We start from the raw sequence: 17,625 nt of genomic DNA on the forward strand, positions 1-17,625 counted from the left end.
TACCACATAAGGGTGCAGCCGGCAGGCCGATGGGGTGAGCTCCGAAAGGTCCAGCAGGCTCGACCGCGACTATTTGGCTTCATGGGTTTTCCGTGTGCAGAACGAGCAATGGATGGTAACAAGACTGCGTTGCGGGTTCCCCGATCATAGGACTTGATTTGGACGACAAACAACCACGTAACTTGTCGACTGGTGTTCGCGCCGAAGGGCGGGGCACGGCCGAACACGACCGGCTCTCCCAGATGTTTGAGCAGGCCCCTGGTTTCATCACGTTGATGCGTGAGCCGGGCCACGTCTTCGAGCTGACCAACGCCGCCTATCAACGCCTGATTGGCCAGAGGCAAGTGATAGGAAAGTCGGTACGCGAAGCCCTTCCCGAGCTCCCAGGCCAGGGTTTCTACGAACTGCTGGACCAGGTGTACGAAACGGGCGAGCCCTACAGAGGTCAGGGCGTAAAGGTCGCTCTTCGCAACAAGGATGACGAGCCGGTCGAAGAGCGCATCCTCGATTTCGTCTATCAGCCCATCAAAGCCGACGATGGTCGCATCACGGCCATTTTTGTCCAAGGCACCGACGTCAGCGAGCTCTCCTTTGCGAACGCGGCACTTCGTTTGCGTGAAGATCATTTGCGCTCGATCCTGGCGACGGTGCCCGACGCAATGGTCGTCATCGACGAACAGGGCAGTATTCAATCCTTCAGCACGGCTGCCGAAACGCTGTTCGGTTACCAGTCGAGCGAAGTCATCGGTCAGAACGTCAATCTGCTGATGCCGTCACCCTACCGCGAAGAGCATGATGCTTATCTGCACCGGTATCTATCAACCGGTGAGCGCCGGATCATCGGGCTCGGCCGCACCGTCACTGGAATGCGCAAGGATGGCTCAACTTTTCCGATGGAACTTTCTGTCGGTGAAATGCATCCTGGAACCGGCCGCTTCTTTACCGGCTTCTGCCGCGACTTGACGGAGCGCCACAGAGCAGAGGCAAGGATACAGGAGCAGCAGCAGGAGCTTCTCCATATGGCGCGGTTTACCGCGCTAGGCGAAATGGCTTCGACACTTGCCCACGAAATCAACCAGCCCCTCACGGCAATCACGAACTACCTGAAAGGCAGTCGCCGACTTCTCGAAAAAAGCACGGAAGAGAATGCGCCGATGCTGAGGGAAGCCGTCGAAAAGGCAGCGGAACAGGCATTGAGGGCCGGAGACGTCATTCGCCACCTGCGGGATTTCGTCGCAAGAGGCGAGAGTGAGCGTCAAGTCGAACGCCTGCCGGCGATTATCGAGGAAGCCTCGTCACTGGCACTGGTCGGCTCAAGAGAAATAGACGTGCGTGTCAGCTATAAGCTCGATCCGGCCGCCGAACTGGTCTTGACGGACCGCATCCAGATTCAGCAGGTCCTGCTGAACCTGATGCGCAATGCGATAAAAGCCATGCAAGGCGTACCACGCCGTGAGTTGCAAATCATAACCGTGGCCCGTGATGACGGCATGGCTGAGGTAAGCGTGATCGACACAGGCACTGGTCTCGCGCCGGAAGTCTCCGCCCAGCTTTTCCAGCCATTTGTCAGCACTAAAAAGCAGGGCATGGGCGTCGGCCTCTCTATTTGCCGTACGATCGTTGAGTCGCACGGCGGTCACATCTGGGCCGAGGCAATGCCGTCCGGAGGAACCGCCTTCCGGTTCACCTTGCGCATCGTGGAAAAGGAAGAGGTCGCCAGTGGCCGATAGCCATCTTGTGCATGTGGTCGATGACGACGTCGACGTTCGCAAATCGCTTGGTTTTCTGTTGGCGACGGCTGACTTCGCTGTGCGCCTGTACGAATCGGCGACAGCTTTTCTGGCTACGGCCACGAGCAGTCTTGACGGCTGCATCGTGACCGATGTGCGCATGCCCGGCATTGACGGCATCGAGTTCCTGCGGCAGCTCCGGACCCGCGGGCATACTATTCCGGTCATTGTCATGACAGGCCATGCCGACGTGGCGCTCGCTGTTCAGGCGATGAAGGAAGGTGCCGCCGATTTCATCGAAAAGCCGTTTGACGACGAGGTGCTGATCGAGGCGATCCGCTCCGCTTTGGACAATCGCAACCAGGCGGATGCTACACACCCACAAAGCGTGGAAATCCGCGGTCGTCTGGCGGCCCTGTCCGAGCGAGAACGACAGGTGCTGGACGGTCTTGTGTCCGGCCTGCCAAACAAGACGATTGCTTACGATCTTGGCATCAGCCCGCGCACGGTCGAGATCCATCGCGCCAATGTCATGAGCAAAATGGCCGCGAGCAGCCTGTCGCATCTCGTGCGCATGGCATTGGTCGTGGAATCCAAACGTTAAGGCGAGTCACCATGAGACTTGTGGTTGTTTGCCGGGATCCTATCCGGCATCCAGTCGCGCCAGTGGGTCGGGTGGATGTCAACGCGTGAGCGGGTGGCGGCGTTCTTCCAGCCTTCCCGCTCCTTTATGCAAGGGAAAACAAGGGTATGTTCGCCGTCCTCGTCGAGGACGGCCAGTTCGAGCTCACGACCGAACGGAGCGCTTGAGATTGGCTTCCACATCATCCCCTATGATGCGTGGAAGCGGCAGGGCCCCGCCTTGATCTGGATCATTTTTCAGAAATCGCCCACTCCCGCATCGACACTGACAGCGTGGCGTGGCCGCCATGCGAATGACGAGACCGGCCAGACATGGTCGTTGGGTCGCCGTGGGATGACCGACTCCTTGATCGTGATCAATCACCTCCCTGGCAGCAGGCGCTATGATCGAGATTCAAACGAGATCCGCGATGCCGGATAGCAGAGTCGATGAAGCACGGCGACACCCTTGCAGTCACGAAACACAGGAGATCGCGTTGATGTTGATCCGTACGCTTTCCGCCTTGGAATGTACGAAATTGCTAACGGCCAATCGAGTCGGCCGCTTGGCATGCGCGAAGGACGGGCAGCCTTATGTCGTCCCGCTGCACTATGCCCACCCGGACAATCACCTTTATGCATTTTCCATGTTGGGCAAGAAGATCGACTGGATGCGGGCCAACCCGCTGGTGTCCGTCCAGGTCGACGAACGCGGCCAAGGGCGGGGATGGAGAAGCGTGGTTGTCGACGGCCGCTATGAAGAACTGCCTGACCATATCGGCTGCAAGGTTCAGCGCGACTATGCATGGTCAGTGTTGAGCAGGCACGCCAACTGGTGGGAGCCAGGTGCCCTCAAGCCAGTGACGCCTGCCGTTTCGGACAGCACTCCGCACGTCTTTTTCAGGATCCTCATCGAGCAGGTGTCGGGCCGGGAAGCAAGCGAGTGAACCGTTCCGCCCGCTGGGTTTTGCAAAGCAGGGCCGCCAGCAGACTGAGCTGTCCCAGCCGTTTTCACCTTAAGGTCCCCGTCGTGGCCAAAAGCATTGGACATGCGAGGCACTTGGCGACGGCGATCTCCCACGCACATAAAGATGATACCAATGGTGAATGGTTATGGCTCAGCAGAATCTGGTGGTTTGCAGCAAATGCGGTGGGGTCAACCGCCTGCCGCCGGCCCGCAGTGCCAAGAATGCGAAATGCGGAAAGTGCGGGAACAGGCTGTTCTCAGGTCACCCTGAAGACGTCAACGGTCGGATTTTCGATGACCACATCACGCGCAGCAGTATCCCCGTTGTCGTCGATATCTGGGCCCCATGGTGTGGCCCGTGCAAGATGATGGCGCCGGCATATGAGACGGCAGCGAACGAATTGGAGCCGGATGTTTGCCTGATCAAGCTAAATTCCGACAATGAGCAGGCCGTTTCAGCCAGGCTCGGCATTCGCAGCATCCCGACCATGATCCTGTTCCATGGCGGGCGGGAGGTCGCGCGCACATCTGGCGCAATGACGGCCGGGCAGATCGTCAGGTGGGTTCGCGACCACCTGCCGATGGCCACGGCCTGAAAGCAGCCACACCATGGATTCGCTCATCGCCCGGCTCGGTCTCGCTTTGGCAATAGGCCTGCTCGTGGGATTGGAGCGCGGCTGGCGGGAACGGGACGCGCCTGATCGCAGCCGGACGGCCGGAATTCGAACTTTCGGCATATCCGGTCTGCTCGGCGGTATTCTCGCAGCTCTGGCCGATGCGCTCGACGCAGTTTCCGTGCTAGTCGGCGGCTTCGTCGCCTTTGCGGCAATCTTCGCCTGGTACAAGGCGCGTGAGGCCGCCCATGACGAGGACTTCAGCGTTACTGCGGTGATCGTGTTCGCGCTCGGTGCGCTTTCGGTCGCCGTTGACTACCGCGTCGCCGCAGCCGGGGGGCGGCATTGGCGGCGGTCCTTGCCAGTCGCGAGATCCTGCACGGCCCCTTGATCGGCTGACCTGGGTCGAGCTTCGTTCTGCGCTGATCCTGGCCGTGATGACCGCGATCGTTTTGCCATTGCTGCCAAACCGGACGATGGACCCGTGGGTTGGCTTCAACCCGTAGGAAGTCTGGTTCCTCACGGTGCTGATGGCGTCGATATCGTTCGCTGGCTATGTCGCCGTTCGCGTTCTGGGAACCACGCGCGGGCTGCTCGTCAGCTCGCTCGCCGGCGCCATCGTCTCTTCCACCGCCGTGACCATGGCACTCGCTGGCGGCAATGGTTTCGGTGCTGCGCGTTTGCGCCGTGGTGCTGATCGTCGAGCCAAGCGTTTTGGTCGTGATGGCATTCCGGCGATTGCCGCGGCGCTCTCCTTCGCGGCTCTCGGAGCATTGCTGCTGACTCGAGACAGCGGGGATCACGAAGGCGGCGCGATCGCGCGCAATCCGTTCGAACTAGGGCCGTTGCTGCTCTTCGCCCTGCTCTTTGCGATTGTCGCGACCGCGAGCGCTGCATTGGCTGCTCAATTCGGCGGACGCGGCTTGCTGGCGAGTTCGGCGCTTGCGGGCACATTCGATGTCGATGTCTCGGTGCTCAATGCTTTGCGCCTGGTCAAGCATTCGGTCGCTGTCGAGACCGGTGGGCAGGCGGTGCTCGCGGCACTGGCAGCAAACGCGATCGGCCGCCTGTCGCTGGCAGTATTTGCCGGTCCGATGAGGTTTCTGGTTGCCGCTGGCAGGTGCAACCCTGATCGCCGCAATAGCCGGTTACGGTGCGGTGTTGCTGCCACTGACCTTTCGATAGCGCCGAGAACCGGCCTCTTTTGATGCCGATCAAGGGCCAAGCCGTACAGCCGCTCTATGAAACTCCGCGAAGGAGTGCGCCATGATCAGCTTGAAGGATCTTACCCCGAAATTCCGACACGTCCGGTTGCTGCCAAGACGCCTCAGAGGTAACTCATGCCGCGACGACGCATCTTGATTGTTGTCGGCCATCCTGACCCGTCCCCGGACCGGCTCTGCCGTGGTCTCGCCAAGGCCTATGCCGAAGGCGCGGAACAGGCGGGGCATGTCGTCCGCCGGATCGATCTCGCGGCGCTCGATTTTCCCATGCTTCGGACGATGCAGGAGTTCGAGCACGGCGCGATCCCCGACAGCCTGAAGGACGCCGCCGAAGCGATCGTCTGGGCGGAGCACATCGTGTTTGTGTTTCCGCTGTGGCTCGGAACCATGCCGGCCATGCTTAAGGCGTTTCTGGAACAGGTTATTCGGCCGGGAACGGCGTTTGCCTATCCGGACAAAGGCGGAGGCTTCACCAAGACGCTGCTTCGCGGCCGCTCCTCTCGCGTCGTGGTGACCATGGGCATGCCTTCCGTTCTTTACCGGCTCTGGTTCCTCGGCCACGGCATTGCCGGCATGCGGCGCAGCATCCTTCATTTTGTCGGCATCAGTCCGGTACGCGAGACGTTGTTCGGCATGGTCGCGGGTGCCAGGGATTCGACACGGGCGAAGTGGATCGAACAAATGCGCAAGCTCGGTGGCTTGGCGCTTTAGCCACGATCAATCAGGTAAGATAAGGTCGGCCGTGGTTGTCCAGCCACCGAATATTTGATCGCTCAAGCCGCGCGACTCCACCGGGCTTTGTCCGGCGCGACAGCTCTAAGTAGTTTTTCATGGGGAAAGCCGAGTTTCGCGACCCGCGGATTTTCGTGCGGTTGTTGTGCCACGGATCAATCGGGAAACAGCCATGCGCGCCTGCGCCGACTGGTGAGAGCCGGTGCCGCCAGGCGACTGAGCTATCCTAGCTGTTTTTACCCAATGTCACCCAAGGTGCCAAAAGCATTCCAAACCAGCGCTTCGGCCTGATCTGGCCAGGGAGACGGGCCGAGGCTCAGGCCGTGGCCTGCGCACCGGTCTTTCCGAAATGACCGGCTGCGTCTTTCGCCATCCGGCGAGTACACCAGCGCGCGTAGACATCCAGCGTGATCCCGAAAGACAATTCAAAAGACAAATCGGAGCCGCGCGTAGGCTACGAAACGGTTAGTCCTGGGATCATTATCAATCTTTTAGTTCGCAAGCGGCTACGAAGGCGAGCGCCGGCACCATGCGCTGCCCTCTCCCCCTGCGATTGTTCTTTCGATCGGCGACAGCAACGAACGATCTGTGAGGCGGTACCGCCCCAAGCGGATGTGGTATCACTGTCTTGATACGTCGGATGACGGGATGAGGCCGGCGCCAGCTAGGAACGTGCGAACTGCCATGCGAACATCCTGCTGCTGTCCAACCAGAAGATGTCCGCCAGTGTCGTAGACGACCAGTTTGGCACCCGGGATCTTGGCTGCGGCGAACTCAGCTGCCGGTAGCGTGTCAAACAGGTCGTCGCGCGCAGAAATAATGAGCGTCGGCGCAGTAATTACTTCCAAGGGCAGTTCATGCAACGCAGGGGTGCTGTCGATGTTGATTCCAGGGAAGCGCAGCGACAACGGCTCAACGCTCTTGACGATGCTCATGACGCGGTCCCGTTCGGCCCGAGGCGCAGCCGCAACCAGCGCTGGCGGAACGCCGAGGAAGCGAACGAGCACTGACGGTGCGATCTTCTCCGTGGCCCACCATGCGAAATCGCCGCCCGCATTGACGACCCAGAAAGCGAACTTGTTGCCGCGGCTCGCTTCAATCGAGACCGGATTGGTGGGCGAATAAAGACCTGGGACGATCAGAATGAGAGCGGTGACCTTGTCCGGGTGCCGGAGTGCGAGCTCGACCGCAGAACGCGCGCCTGCCGAAACACCGACGACCATCGCTTTGGGTACGTCCAGTTTGGATAGCAACGCCGCATGCGCATCGGCCTGCGCGGCTGGAGAGGTATCCTGCGGAACGGGGGTGCGCAGATAGCCAAAGCGCGACGGCGCGATGATCCGAAAGCCCTCACCCACAAGATCTGCTGCATTGGCAAGCCCTTGGTCAAAGCCGCCGCCGGCGCCGTGGATCGATAGGAGCGCAGTACCCACACCAATGTCGGCGTATTCGATCGGGCCTATGTCGAGGTTGGCGACCACGCCGCCTCGGCTGGCGGCGTCGCGCATGCGGCCAAGCTCGTTCTTGTAAAGCAAGAAAACGACTCCGGCCGGTGGTATGGCGATGACCATGGCCAGCAGCAAACCGCCAATTCGACTCATTGCAAAAGCTCCACAAAAGGACGGACGAATATTGGCCTGTCTCGCTTGGAAGCAGGTTGATTTACCTCAATATCCCTGAGTGACAACATCGGTCGCTGTATTTGGATGCTGTCAATTGTGGGATACGCAGCCGGTCCGGCGCCCCCTCCTCTCCCGGGTTGTGCATCGTACATCCCGAAAACCGTTCGGCTCTGCTCCCAACGGCCTGACGATCCAAGCCCTGTGCAGCACTGGGCCAGACCGCTAGCGCCTCTGCGCTAGGTAGTTTCCCGTAGGGACATAACCGAATTTCGCGACCCGCGGATTCGCGCGATTGCTGCGTCGCGGATCAACCGGGAAAACAGCCATGCACGCCCAATCGACCTCCAGAATTTCACTGCCGTCACACTCCGTGCAGTCGAGCCTGCCTGCGGCATTCGATCTGACACCGCTACAGCCGGTCAGCTTCTTTCCCTCCGGTTCGGAAATCTATGCCCAAGGTGAAAAGGCCGGAGCCTTCTACAGGGTCGAGTTTGGCGCCGTCCGTGTTTACCGCCTGCTTGCGGACGGTCGCAGGCAGATAAGCGCCTTCCATCTGGCTGGAGAGACATTCGGCTTCGAAGCCGACACCACCCATCATTTCTTCGCCGAAGCCATCAATGCTACGAGTGTCCGCGTCTTCCGCTTTACCAATGGTGCGGATATCTCCCGTCAGCTGCTGCCGTTGGCTCTCAAGGGCCTGACGAGAGCGCAGGAACATCTTTTGGTCCTCGGTCGCCAGAATGCCATCGAACGCGTCGCCGCGTTCCTGGTCGACATGGCGGAGCGGCAGGGCGGGTTGCGGCAGGTCGAACTGCCGATGTCGCGCATGGATATCGGCGATTATCTCGGCCTCACCATCGAGACCGTATCACGGGTTTTCACCCGGCTGAAGGACAAGGGCGTCATCCGCCTGCTCAATCTGCGCAGCATCGTGATCGTCAGGCACGACGCGCTTCATGCGATGAGCGAATGAGCTGCGTCGACATCGAATAACCGTTTGTTAGGCATGTCTGAGACCGTGACGGGACTGTTTCCAAACGTTCGTCGACGGTTGTCGGAGCGGTCGGTACGAAGCCGGTATGCATCATCTTCCGGTAGTAGTGTCAGGACGATCTTGTACGTCTCTGGCGCGCTGGTCACGTTTGCCCTTATTTTTGTGACGCTTGAAGATGTGGCCATGGTGGCGCGCGATCTCGGGTTCGAACAATTCCTTGCGACCGGCCTTGACTCGCTCGAACGTGCCCTGTTCGTCGTGCTCCATCAGTGCGGAGTAGCCGACGACGTCCAAAGCAAGAATTGCAGCAAGCTTTCGGTCCATGACCGCGCTCCCACACTTGGCAGCATCACACTGCGCGCCTCACTCGGTCTTACGCGGCAGTGTCGGTGACGCTTCCCAAAGCGGCGCGGAGACTTCCGGCGTCTCGCTCCTAACATTAGACATATCTAAAGCGATGTCGAGGGGCCGTCTGAGTCTCGCGGCAATTTCTGCTCTTACCCATCTCTCGCCCCTTGCCCCCCAATCCTCCAGGCGTGTTTTTCGGATGGCCCGCGGCGTCGAAGCCCACCGGTCCGTGCTAGAGCGGCGAGAGTGGTCAGCCCCCGCTGTTGGTCACCATGGATGAACCTCTGGCGCTCCGGCGCTCCAAGTCCATCCCGATTTCAAGGCCGGCATATGGCGCGGCCGCGACCTCGGTCGCCGAGCTGTATGGGATGGCAGGTCTGACTTCAACGGCCGACATGCGGCGCAACTTCGACCTACAGCGTCGTTGCCTGCAAGGTCTGCAGTTGGGAAGCAGCAAAGCTGATCTTACGGCTGACATTGGGGGCATTGCCGCCGCTATCTAACAACCGCCACGGGGATGAAGAAGGGCAAGCAGTGTGGTGGAATGCGTCGGGCCTCTGTAACACTTGCTATGCGTCGAAATGTGCATATATTGTGCATATGAGAGGTCGGAGATTTGTCATGGCCCACGCACAGCTCGCACATTCCACGGTGATTTCAGACTTTGTCGATAGCCTGCAGGAGCCGCGCACGCCTTATATCTCGCCGAAGCGCCTGTCGCAGGCGCTTGGCGTGAAGGTGGCCAACTTGGCCCAGTTGACCGGTGTCCACCGCAACACGCTCCGCAACCCGTCATCGGAGCGCCTGCAGGGCCGGATGCGCGAGATGGTGAAGGTGATCTCGGCGGCGACGGAACTCACCGGCGATGTCAACAAGGCGATCTTTTGGTACCGCAATGAACCGATCGCCGACTATGGCCATCGTACCGCAGCCGAGCTCGTCGCCGACGGCCGGGTCGAGGCGGTTCTGGCCTTTATCCGGGATCTCGAGAATGGGGCGCGCGGGTGAGGATCACCCGCATGGGTCCAGACGAAATCTTCCATCGCTATCTGACTCCCAAATGGGCTTTCCTGCCCACCAGCGGTGCAGGCGCGGCGATGGACGGCGGTCGTTTCAACCGGCCGGGCATCGAAGCACTTTATCTGTCGCGTGCGACCCAGACGGCGCTTGATGAATACAAGCAGGGTGCCAGCATCACCCCGCCCGCCACCCTTGCCGCTTACAAGATCACGCTCGCCGAGGTGGCCGACCTTTCGCAGGGGTTCGATCCGGACATCTGGGATGGCCCGTGGAAGGAGTGGGATTGTGCCTGGCGCCAGGTCGCTCGCATCGACAAGAAGATCCCGCCGTCGTGGAAGCTCGCGGATCTGGTCATCACCGCCGGGCTTCGGGGCATCCTTTTTCCGTCGCTGCGTCACGCCGGCGGTACCAATCTGGTGATCTTTCCGGCCAATCTTGTCGACGGCGACCATGTCGCGGTTCACGATCCCGATCAACGGCTGCCGCACGACCAGTCGTCCTGGTCCTGAGTTATCGACTATCTCTGGGATCGCAACGCGACGACGCCCCCGTCACGGCGCTTGGTCCCCAACGACACCGTCCTAGCCGTCGCCCTCCCCGCGCGCCAGCCCGGCTGGAATATCGCCGGCCAGCAGCTTCTCCTTCGACAGCAGCCCTGCGTCCTCGAGCGCCTCGAAATCCGGTAGCTGGCGCAGCGTGTCGAGCCCGAACTGCGACAGAAAAGTTTTCGTCGTCACATAAGTATAGGGCGCGCCAGGTTGCGGCGAGTGCGGACCCGAAGCGATAAGATCCTGCGCGCGCAGCATGCCGATCAGGTCGCGCGACACCTCCTTGCCGAAAAAGCTGGAGAGCTCGCCACGGGTGATCGGCTGGAAGTAGGCAATGCACATCAAGACAAGCGCCTCCGCCTGCGGCAGTTCTTTTGCCCCCTCGCCCGCTGCCGTGCCGAAGGCTGCGTGAATGGCATCGCCAAAAACCTTTCTGGTCCGGTGCTGCCAGCCGCCGGCGACCGAGACCAGCTCATAGGGGCGACCGGCGAGCTCGGCGCGGATGTCGTCGATGATCAGCTCAAGATTGCAGTTCTTGCCGACGACCCGCGCCAGCACCTCGCGCGGCACTGGTTCGCTGGCCGCAAAGACAACCGCTTCGACGCGGCCCATCCACTCGCGCCAGCGCAGTTCGGCCGGTAAATGTTCGAGCTCGGTGTCGAGCAAGGCCGGCTGTTCGTTCGGCTTGCGGCGGGCGGAGGCTTCGCCCATCGCTAGAGTGTCCAAACAGTCGGAACGAGGCGCGGCCGGTGAGCTCGCGCAGCGCCTCGAGCTTTGCAGCCGCTCGAACAGGCGCCGCGCCGCAAACCGCGACAGTCTTTTGGTCGTCAGCGATCCGGAGAGGGCGCCGTCGTCGAGCAGTCTTTGGATCACATCGCCCGCCCCCCTTTGCCCTGAGCTTCGGTGCGACGGCGATGAGCCGCTTCGCGCGCCGCGACAGCTCGGCGGCCAACCGGCAGGCGTCCGCCACCGCCTGCGCCAGCGCCAGGCACACTGCTCGCTCGAACCCTTTTTCGCCTGGCCGGATCCGCTTGCCGCCGCCAGGCTTGGACCGAAACGCCGGGCCAAAAACGTGTGCCATCAGCAGCGGCAGCGGGCGCGGCCAGCGCAGGTTTTGCGCTAGCACCAGGTCGGCGAGCCGCCAGGCAAAAAGCTCGGCGTCGGACTGCATGGCGACGACGTGAGCGGCGATTGCCGCCGCGGCGAACGGCGCCGGCCGCCCCGAGCGCGCCAGGTCGTCGATGTGTTCACAAACCGCGGTCAGCGCCTCGACGTCCCAATGGAGACCCAGCTGGTCGACGATCTTTTCGAGCTGATCGGCGCTGGCGGCGGGCGGCTGCCCGGGCCAACTGCCGCCAGGCGCCAAATGTGGCGCCGGCGGGGCCCGGATCGGCTCCGGCCTGGCGCAGATGGCATGCGTCGCGCAAGGCGGCCTCGTCCTCCGAGCGCCCGGCCAGCCGCATGCTGGCGGCGCATTTCAGCGCCAGCCGCTGGCGCCAGGCGCCGGCCCAGCCGGCTTGCGTGCGCGCGAGCGTCTCGAGCGTGCTCAAGGCGGGCGCCGGCACAGAAGGCGGCGTCGGCGTCTCCGGTGCGCAATACCACCTGCCAAAGGACTTCTGGGCGGCCGTCAAGCGGCTCAGCCTGCGCCAAATAACCGGCCTCTTGGGCTATCCCAACATCTAAGGGAAGCAGCGCGCGCGGGTTGTCCGCGGACAACTGCCAGTGTCAGAGGGTCAACTCCCGGGTCAACTCCACTCATGGTTAAACGTTTGTAAAATGTTTACGAATCGGACCATACTGTAACTGCGCAGTTTGAATGAAATCTGCATCAACTGCGTAGTTCGAGGCGAGCAATGCTATAAACATATATGCAAACTAGCGGGCAGGAACACCTGCCGTCGATGTTGTCCGCGGATTCTCTCGAATTGTCACGGCAGCTTCAGTTGCACCAACAAAAGATCTTTCCCCCAGCGTCCCAAAAAACAATCCGGCATTTCACACCTGCAGAAGCTGCATACTATATCGGCATCGGTGAGGGATACCTGAGACAGGTGGCCTCGGATGGGCATGGGCCGGAACCATTGGCCAACGGTCGCCGGGTCTATTCTCCTGCCGACATGGAAAACATCCGTCGGTGCCTCGACGAAAAAAACGGAACACCAAAATACGTTCCGACCCGTCGGCCTGGCGAGAAACTACAGTCGTGGCCGTCATGAATTTCAAGGGCGGTTCGGCGAAAACGACGACTTCCGCACACCTGGCCCAGTACCTTGCTTTGCGCGGCCACCGGGTTCTAGCAATCGATCTTGACCCACAGGCTTCTTTGTCCGCGCTCTTCGGACATCAACCCGAGCTCGATGTGGGCGAAGGCGAAACTCTTTACGGGGCGATCCGCTATGAAGCGCCACGATCGATCGCTGAAATTGTCCGGGCCACCTACACCCAGAACCTACATATCGTGCCGGGAAATCTCGAACTCATGGAGTTTGAACATGAGACACCGAGAGCGATCACGTCGGGTTCGGCGGAATCCATGTTCTTCGCCCGCATCGGCGAGGTTTTGACAGACATCGAGAGCCTATACGATGTCGTAATTATCGATTGCCGGCCACAACTCGGCTTCCTAACGATGTCGGCGTTGTGTGCGGCGACGTCGGTATTGATAACGGTACATCCGCAGATGCTGGATGTAATGTCGATGAGCCAGTTTCTTGCGATGACTAGTGAGATGATGGCGGTCGTCGAAAGGGCGGGTGGTCGTACCAGCTACGATTGGATGCGCTATCTGGTTACTCGCTACGAGCCGAACGATGGTCCGCAAAGCCAGATGACCGGCTTTATGCGGGCGATTTTTGGCAATCGAATGCTCCACAATCACATGCTGAAGTCGACGGCAATCTCCGATGCCGGGGTCACCAAGCAGACACTGTATGAGGTCGAGCGACAACAGTTCACGCGCGGTACCTATGACAGGGCGATGGAATCCCTAAACGCCGTGAATTCCGAAATCGAAGGTCTGCTAAGGACAACTTGGGGGAGAAAGTAATGGCCCGCAAGAATCTCATTGAGGTCTCAACTGCAGAAGAAGCGCCGACTCCTACGGCGGATGTCAGGCCGATCGCAGGCTTTGTAGCGCCAGCGGTTCGCAGTGCTCCCATCGGGGGCATCACAAGAACCCTGGGTAACATCACGCAGAAGTTCGAACGGGCGCAAGACCTCGAGAAGCAGCTCGCGGAAGGCAAGATAATTGTCGAACTGGATCCAGCCCTGGTTGACGGGTCGTTCATCAGTGATCGTCTAACTTCGAGAGACGTCCCTCTCATTCAGCTAGGCCTCTATCAGTGCCGCTTCCCGGTGAGCGAAGACCCGTCAGTGCCCGGCGGCTATCGTTTTTGTGCTGGGCCAACTTCGCCGGATCGCGTCTACTGCGATCACCACCACAACATCGTGACCGCCGTGGACCCTCGTCGAGCCCGTTCGGGTCTCCACCTCGCTCAACGACGCGCCGCGTAAGTCTGGCTGGCGGGCGCCCTCCCGGCCAGGCGCTATGCGCTCCAACGCCTTGGCCACGACCTTTCCGTCGGCTCGGTCTGGCCCATGCTCCCTTATGCCGTCTTCGCCGATGTATCCCCCGTCGCCCAATTGGGAACGACGCCTTCTCGCCGAAGCGATCGCTTCGGAATGCCGTCGTAGCCCGACCCGAAGCTCCGTGTGCCTTTTCCAACGTCTGGACTCCACTGGAGTGCCTGCACTCGAGAGCGATTGGCTCTCCGGCAGCCGATAAGGACGGGGCGACGTCTCCGACGGTGATCGTAACCAGGTCGCAACCCCGCAACTTGCTGTCGATCGCGAGATTGAACAGTGCAAGATCGCGTTCCGCATCTGATACTTGCAGCTGCTCCAGACCTCTCGTGGCTTGAGCGGAGGCTTCTGGCCAACAGCGCTGGCCACGCGCTCTCCGTTTTGAAACAGGTCCAGTCGAAATGACCCTAGCGACGCCGCTCAGTCGTCGAAGGCCTTTGTGGGGATCCTCTCACCTACGCGAAGCGCAAAATGGGCGCCGTAAGCAGCGACCGCGTCCGCCGGCGCAAAATGCCATCTGGAATAGATTGATGAGACCATTTCGAAGCCCAATGCGACCCACTCGACACATCCGAGAAGTTCCGCTTCACTCATCCCCAGACTAGGAGCGGCCCCAAGTCCAAATACAATTTCAGGCTCGATCTTCCGTTCGGGGAAACCGGAGAGAGAGACCTGAGCGTTCTCAGCAATTTTGCTGAACGGTGCTTTCATACATATAGCCCGAGATGGGCGCTTTTACGGCGTATCTTTCCCACATGCGATGATTGGTGAAGCCGATCTTGCGGCCGATCGAGGGGCCATCCCGGCTAAGCCGCTTCATCCGCACGACATTTGCAATCTGGTATGCGGTGGGCATGTCGAGGGATGGATGAGTAGCAGTCAAGAACGGGCGCCGATTGGCCGGTGCCGAAAAGTCCTGCCAACGCTGCTGCTTCCGCTTCGATGTCGAGCATGCGATATTGATACCTGTCTCAGGCGCGCCGCGAAAGTGGTGTCCGCTTTGGGTCATTCCTTCGCCTCCAGCAGGATTCGGTACTCGGGCGGCGCCTTCAGCAAGGAGTCGATAGCGCCACTTGCCAACCTCAGCACCTCTAAGCGCGAACGTCTGGTGTGATGCCCGATGCGCGCGTTCGTAGGGCATCTCCCTGTTACATCGCGGTGACAAAAGCACCGCCACGGTGGCGTCAACCGGTTACGCAGGGCAGGAAATATCTCCGGCCTTCTGGGAGTGGCGTGTCAGCGTCTCTAGAGGCTGCGTGGGCGTGTCTCGGTTGGCTGTTAGCGCCGCGACTGGAACGCTCCACGCCTCGCAAGCAGGATAGCGAAATCTCGTGAAGGCAAGGTCGAGCTGCATTCTGCGTTCTGTATCGGCAACGGCCGGCGACTGGGGCAACGGCCGGCGACTGGGAAAGATGGATACGATGCACGTGGGGCGTCAGGAAGTTGGCAGGACACAGACGCGGGGCGGCCTCCGTGCAGGCGCTTGGCTTGCCGGTGCAATGACCACGCAGCGCCACCTGGCAGCGATCCTGGCTTGCGACGTGGTCGGCTATTCGCGCCTGACGGAGCGCGACGAGCGCGGCACGCTCGAGCGGCTGAAGATCTATCGCAAGGACCTCCTCGAACCGCTGGTCTCCGTGCACCAGGGTCGGATCGTCAAGCTCACCGGCGACGGGATGCTGTGCGAGTTCGCGAGCGTCGTTAACGCTGTGGCCTCGGCGATGGCGATCCAGCAGGCCCTGGCAGAACACGAGGCGGAGATGCCCGAGGAAGAGCGGATTCGCTTGCGCATCGGCGTCAATCTCGGCGACGTGGTCTGCGGGGAGGACGGCGACCTCTACGGCGACGGGGTCAACATCGCCGCCCGCCTCGAAAGCATCGCCGATCCCGGCACCGTGGTCGTCTCGGGCACCGCCTACGACCACCTTCAGGGCAAGCTCGATTGCGGCTTCACGCCGCTCGGCAACCTGCGCCTCAAGAACATCGAGCGGCCCGTGCGCGCCTACCGCGTCGAGACCGACGCCAGCGCCTCGGTGGCTGCACCGCCTCCCTTGCCCGAGAAACCCTCGATCGCTGTTCTGCCTTTCACCAACATGAGCGGCGACCCCGACCAGGAATACTTCGCCGACGGGCTGGTGGAGGACATCATCACGGGATTGAGCCGGGTGAACTCCTTCTTCGTGATCGCCCGCAACTCGTCCTTCACCTACAAGGGCCGGGCGGTGGACCTGCGCCAGGTCGGGCGCGAGCTGGGCGTCCGCTACGTGCTCGAAGGCAGCATCCGCAGAGCAGGATCGCGGGTGCGCATCAGTGGACAGTTGGTGGACGCGATCAGCGGGCATCATGTCTGGACCAACCGCTTCGAGGGCGACGTGAGCGACATCTTCGACCTGCAGGACAAGGTGACCGAGAGCGTCGTCGGCGCAGTCGAACCGAGCATCCGGCTGCAGGAAATCAAGCAGGCGGGCATGAAGCCGACCGAGTACATCAGCGCCTACGACCTCTACCTTCGCGCGCTGCCGCGCTTCTACAGCATGACGCGCGAAGGCTTTGCCGACGTGCGCCGGCTCACCAACGAGGCGCTCAGTATCGACCCTGGCTTCAACTTGGCGAAGGCACTCGGCGCCTATATCCGCAGCCTGTCCGTGAGCCAGTGCTGGCACGAGCCTGACGATATCCGAGTCGCCGCCCGCATGGCGCGCGAGGTACTGGCGGAAGCGCGCGACGATCCCACGAGCCTACGCTTCGCCGCGCAGGTGATCGCCTACAGCGCGAAGGACTACGAGATGGCGTTGCGCACAATCGAGCGATCCCTGCTGCTCAACCCCAATTCGGCGCAGGGCCATACGGGCAGCGGCTGGGTGAACGCACATTCCAGCCGCCCGCTCGTCGCCATCGAGCACTTTCACAGGGCAATGCGGCTGAGCCCGGTCGACCCCGAAAAGGGCATCGCGCTCTCCGGCATCGGGATGAGCTACCTGATGCTCGAGCGCTACGAGGAAGCGCTGGCATGGGGAGAACGTGCGCTGCACGAGATGCCTAACTACGGCTCCTCGCACCGGGTGGTGATCATGGCGCTGATCAAACTCAACCGGCTGGACGAAGCGCAGGCGGCGGCGCGGCGGCTTATGAAGGCGTTCCCGACCTACACGCTCACCCTGCAGAGACAGATCAACCCGTGGCTGGACGAGGTGTTCGCCGAGCGTTACGTCGAGGCGCTGGGCATCTCCGGCGTGCCGGAGTGATCGTCGCGGTTGCAATGCCCGGCGAGGCGACGTTCCCTTGACCCCTTCGCTTCTGGAAGGACAGTTCTCTGGCCGGCTTGTCTGAGGACTGAGCGCGTAGAGCAGCCGTGAACAGCCGGCAAGCTCTCTGTTGGGTTCGCGTCGAACTTCCGGTTTCCACCCCACTGCGACATTCCGACAAAGGCGCTCGTCTCTCCCTTTAGGAGAGCATGACTTTTCCCGCCACCGGCGATAGTGTGCTGAAGGTTCTGCAAAAAGTTTTGGAGAGAGAACGGCGCTTGCTCTGAGGGGCGAGCGGCCATGGCACGGTGGTGACGTTGCGATCACCGATTCCCGTGGAAGGGGAAGTGCCATGACCAATCGAGACGTTAGACTGAGC

Annotated in this window: 18 protein-coding genes and 3 pseudogenes; 13 read left to right on the forward strand and 8 right to left on the reverse strand. The window is 61.2% G+C overall.

Annotation, left to right across the window (positions count from 1 at the left end):
* Positions 1–242 precede the first annotated feature (242 nt).
* From NKH93_RS26835 to NKH93_RS26865, 7 genes are all read left to right on the forward strand, one after another.
* Entirely contained in the window at positions 243–1,730 is a 1,488-nt protein-coding gene (locus NKH93_RS26835; protein WP_352973591.1) for a PAS domain S-box protein, read from the forward strand.
* Positions 1,720–2,334: a response regulator FixJ gene (fixJ, locus tag NKH93_RS26840; RefSeq protein ID WP_352453051.1), complete on the forward strand. Its 615-nt coding sequence runs from the start codon at positions 1,720–1,722 to the stop codon at positions 2,332–2,334. The genes NKH93_RS26835 and fixJ overlap by 11 nt, the downstream gene beginning before the upstream one ends.
* 517 nt (positions 2,335–2,851) lie before the next feature.
* Positions 2,852–3,298, forward strand: coding sequence for a pyridoxamine 5'-phosphate oxidase family protein (locus tag NKH93_RS26845; protein ID WP_352746945.1), 447 nt, complete (start codon positions 2,852–2,854; stop codon positions 3,296–3,298).
* 166 nt (positions 3,299–3,464) lie between these two features.
* A complete protein-coding gene (gene trxC / locus NKH93_RS26850) occupies positions 3,465–3,914 on the forward strand; it encodes a thioredoxin TrxC (RefSeq protein WP_352746901.1) in 450 nt (149 codons plus the stop codon).
* A gap of 13 nt (positions 3,915–3,927) precedes the next feature.
* A complete protein-coding gene (locus NKH93_RS26855) occupies positions 3,928–4,323 on the forward strand; it encodes an MgtC/SapB family protein (RefSeq protein ID WP_352973580.1) in 396 nt (131 codons plus the stop codon).
* A gap of 139 nt (positions 4,324–4,462) precedes the next feature.
* Positions 4,463–5,140 carry a DUF4010 domain-containing protein gene (locus tag NKH93_RS26860; protein WP_352973581.1) on the forward strand — a complete coding sequence of 226 codons (678 nt, stop codon included), beginning with the start codon at positions 4,463–4,465 and terminating at the stop codon, positions 5,138–5,140.
* A gap of 132 nt (positions 5,141–5,272) precedes the next feature.
* On the forward strand, positions 5,273–5,866 hold the full coding sequence (locus NKH93_RS26865) for an NAD(P)H-dependent oxidoreductase (RefSeq protein ID WP_352746898.1): 594 nt from the start codon (positions 5,273–5,275) through the stop codon (positions 5,864–5,866).
* Positions 5,867–6,507: 641 nt separating this feature from the next.
* Here the strand turns inward: NKH93_RS26865 and NKH93_RS26870 are convergent.
* Positions 6,508–7,488 (reverse strand): alpha/beta fold hydrolase, encoded by a 981-nt coding sequence (locus NKH93_RS26870; protein WP_352973582.1) that lies wholly within the window; start codon positions 7,486–7,488, stop codon positions 6,508–6,510.
* Between the two features lie 346 nt (positions 7,489–7,834).
* On the opposite strand from NKH93_RS26870, the gene NKH93_RS26875 reads away from it, so the two are divergent.
* Positions 7,835–8,482 carry a helix-turn-helix domain-containing protein gene (locus NKH93_RS26875; RefSeq protein ID WP_352750296.1) on the forward strand — a complete coding sequence of 216 codons (648 nt, stop codon included), beginning with the start codon at positions 7,835–7,837 and terminating at the stop codon, positions 8,480–8,482.
* A gap of 111 nt (positions 8,483–8,593) precedes the next feature.
* Here NKH93_RS26875 and NKH93_RS26880 read toward each other — a convergent pair whose 3' ends face one another.
* Entirely contained in the window at positions 8,594–8,827 is a 234-nt protein-coding gene (locus NKH93_RS26880; RefSeq protein ID WP_352750304.1) for a hypothetical protein, read from the reverse strand.
* 645 nt (positions 8,828–9,472) lie between these two features.
* On the opposite strand from NKH93_RS26880, the gene NKH93_RS26885 reads away from it, so the two are divergent.
* Together NKH93_RS26885 and NKH93_RS26890 are read left to right on the forward strand one after the other, a co-directional pair.
* A complete protein-coding gene (locus NKH93_RS26885) occupies positions 9,473–9,859 on the forward strand; it encodes a hypothetical protein (protein ID WP_352973583.1) in 387 nt (128 codons plus the stop codon).
* An 11-nt stretch (positions 9,860–9,870) separates the two neighbouring features.
* Positions 9,871–10,380 carry an RES family NAD+ phosphorylase gene (locus NKH93_RS26890; protein WP_352746891.1) on the forward strand — a complete coding sequence of 170 codons (510 nt, stop codon included), beginning with the start codon at positions 9,871–9,873 and terminating at the stop codon, positions 10,378–10,380.
* Positions 10,381–10,452: 72 nt separating this feature from the next.
* Here the strand turns inward: NKH93_RS26890 and scpB are convergent, their stop codons facing one another.
* The 3 genes and pseudogenes from scpB to NKH93_RS26905 form a co-directional block, all read right to left on the reverse strand.
* The gene (gene scpB, locus NKH93_RS26895; protein WP_352973584.1) at positions 10,453–11,292 is read right to left on the reverse strand and encodes an SMC-Scp complex subunit ScpB; all 840 of its coding nucleotides are present in this window, start codon (positions 11,290–11,292) and stop codon (positions 10,453–10,455) included.
* Positions 11,201–11,785, reverse strand: a pseudogene (locus NKH93_RS26900) (DUF1403 family protein); the annotation flags it as partial. The gene scpB and the pseudogene NKH93_RS26900, both read right to left, overlap by 92 nt.
* A complete protein-coding gene (locus tag NKH93_RS26905; RefSeq protein WP_352973592.1) occupies positions 11,667–11,984 on the reverse strand; it encodes a DUF1403 family protein in 318 nt (105 codons plus the stop codon). The gene NKH93_RS26905 and the pseudogene NKH93_RS26900, both read right to left, overlap by 119 nt.
* A 303-nt stretch (positions 11,985–12,287) precedes the next feature.
* On the opposite strand from NKH93_RS26905, the pseudogene repA reads away from it, so the two are divergent.
* Positions 12,288–13,465 (forward strand): annotated as a pseudogene (gene repA, locus NKH93_RS26910) (plasmid partitioning protein RepA).
* A pseudogene (locus NKH93_RS26915) lies at positions 13,465–13,719 on the forward strand (plasmid partitioning protein RepB); the annotation flags it as partial. The pseudogenes repA and NKH93_RS26915, both read left to right, overlap by 1 nt.
* Positions 13,720–14,421: 702 nt before the next feature.
* Here NKH93_RS26915 and NKH93_RS26925 read toward each other — a convergent pair.
* Complete coding sequence (locus NKH93_RS26925) at positions 14,422–14,712, reverse strand: hypothetical protein (protein ID WP_352749815.1); 291 nt, start codon at positions 14,710–14,712, stop codon at positions 14,422–14,424.
* Complete coding sequence (locus NKH93_RS26930; RefSeq protein ID WP_352973585.1) at positions 14,684–15,010, reverse strand: hypothetical protein; 327 nt, start codon at positions 15,008–15,010, stop codon at positions 14,684–14,686. The genes NKH93_RS26925 and NKH93_RS26930 overlap by 29 nt, the downstream gene beginning before the upstream one ends.
* Positions 15,011–15,500: 490 nt before the next feature.
* Here NKH93_RS26930 and NKH93_RS26935 point away from each other — a divergent pair, with 490 nt between their 5' ends.
* Entirely contained in the window at positions 15,501–17,246 is a 1,746-nt protein-coding gene (locus NKH93_RS26935) for an adenylate/guanylate cyclase domain-containing protein (RefSeq protein WP_352749819.1), read from the forward strand.
* Positions 17,247–17,445: 199 nt separating this feature from the next.
* Here NKH93_RS26935 and NKH93_RS26940 read toward each other — a convergent pair.
* The coding region (locus NKH93_RS26940) for a hypothetical protein (protein ID WP_352973586.1) at positions 17,446–17,625 on the reverse strand (180 nt) is incomplete at its 5' end.

This window comes from Mesorhizobium sp. M0954 (assembly GCF_040319155.1).
Taxonomy (GTDB): Bacteria; Pseudomonadota; Alphaproteobacteria; order Rhizobiales; family Rhizobiaceae; genus Mesorhizobium.

Excerpts from the sequence above, each read along its gene's own strand:
- NKH93_RS26845 (WP_352746945.1), top strand. The coding sequence starts at position 2,852 with ATGTTGATCCGTACGCTTTCCGCCTTGGAATGTACGAAATTGCTAACG.
- NKH93_RS26870 (WP_352973582.1), bottom strand. The coding sequence starts at position 7,488 with ATGAGTCGAATTGGCGGTTTGCTGCTGGCCATGGTCATCGCCATACCA.
- NKH93_RS26875 (WP_352750296.1), top strand. The coding sequence starts at position 7,835 with ATGCACGCCCAATCGACCTCCAGAATTTCACTGCCGTCACACTCCGTG.
- NKH93_RS26855 (WP_352973580.1), top strand. The coding sequence starts at position 3,928 with ATGGATTCGCTCATCGCCCGGCTCGGTCTCGCTTTGGCAATAGGCCTG.
- NKH93_RS26885 (WP_352973583.1), top strand. The coding sequence starts at position 9,473 with ATGGCCCACGCACAGCTCGCACATTCCACGGTGATTTCAGACTTTGTC.
- NKH93_RS26860 (WP_352973581.1), top strand. The coding sequence starts at position 4,463 with ATGGCGTCGATATCGTTCGCTGGCTATGTCGCCGTTCGCGTTCTGGGA.
- NKH93_RS26890 (WP_352746891.1), top strand. The coding sequence starts at position 9,871 with ATGGGTCCAGACGAAATCTTCCATCGCTATCTGACTCCCAAATGGGCT.
- NKH93_RS26930 (WP_352973585.1), bottom strand. The coding sequence starts at position 15,010 with ATGACCCAAAGCGGACACCACTTTCGCGGCGCGCCTGAGACAGGTATC.
- NKH93_RS26880 (WP_352750304.1), bottom strand. The coding sequence starts at position 8,827 with ATGGACCGAAAGCTTGCTGCAATTCTTGCTTTGGACGTCGTCGGCTAC.
- NKH93_RS26925 (WP_352749815.1), bottom strand. The coding sequence starts at position 14,712 with ATGAAAGCACCGTTCAGCAAAATTGCTGAGAACGCTCAGGTCTCTCTC.
- NKH93_RS26935 (WP_352749819.1), top strand. The coding sequence starts at position 15,501 with ATGACCACGCAGCGCCACCTGGCAGCGATCCTGGCTTGCGACGTGGTC.
- NKH93_RS26865 (WP_352746898.1), top strand. The coding sequence starts at position 5,273 with ATGCCGCGACGACGCATCTTGATTGTTGTCGGCCATCCTGACCCGTCC.
- trxC (WP_352746901.1), top strand. The coding sequence starts at position 3,465 with ATGGCTCAGCAGAATCTGGTGGTTTGCAGCAAATGCGGTGGGGTCAAC.
- NKH93_RS26835 (WP_352973591.1), top strand. The coding sequence starts at position 243 with ATGTTTGAGCAGGCCCCTGGTTTCATCACGTTGATGCGTGAGCCGGGC.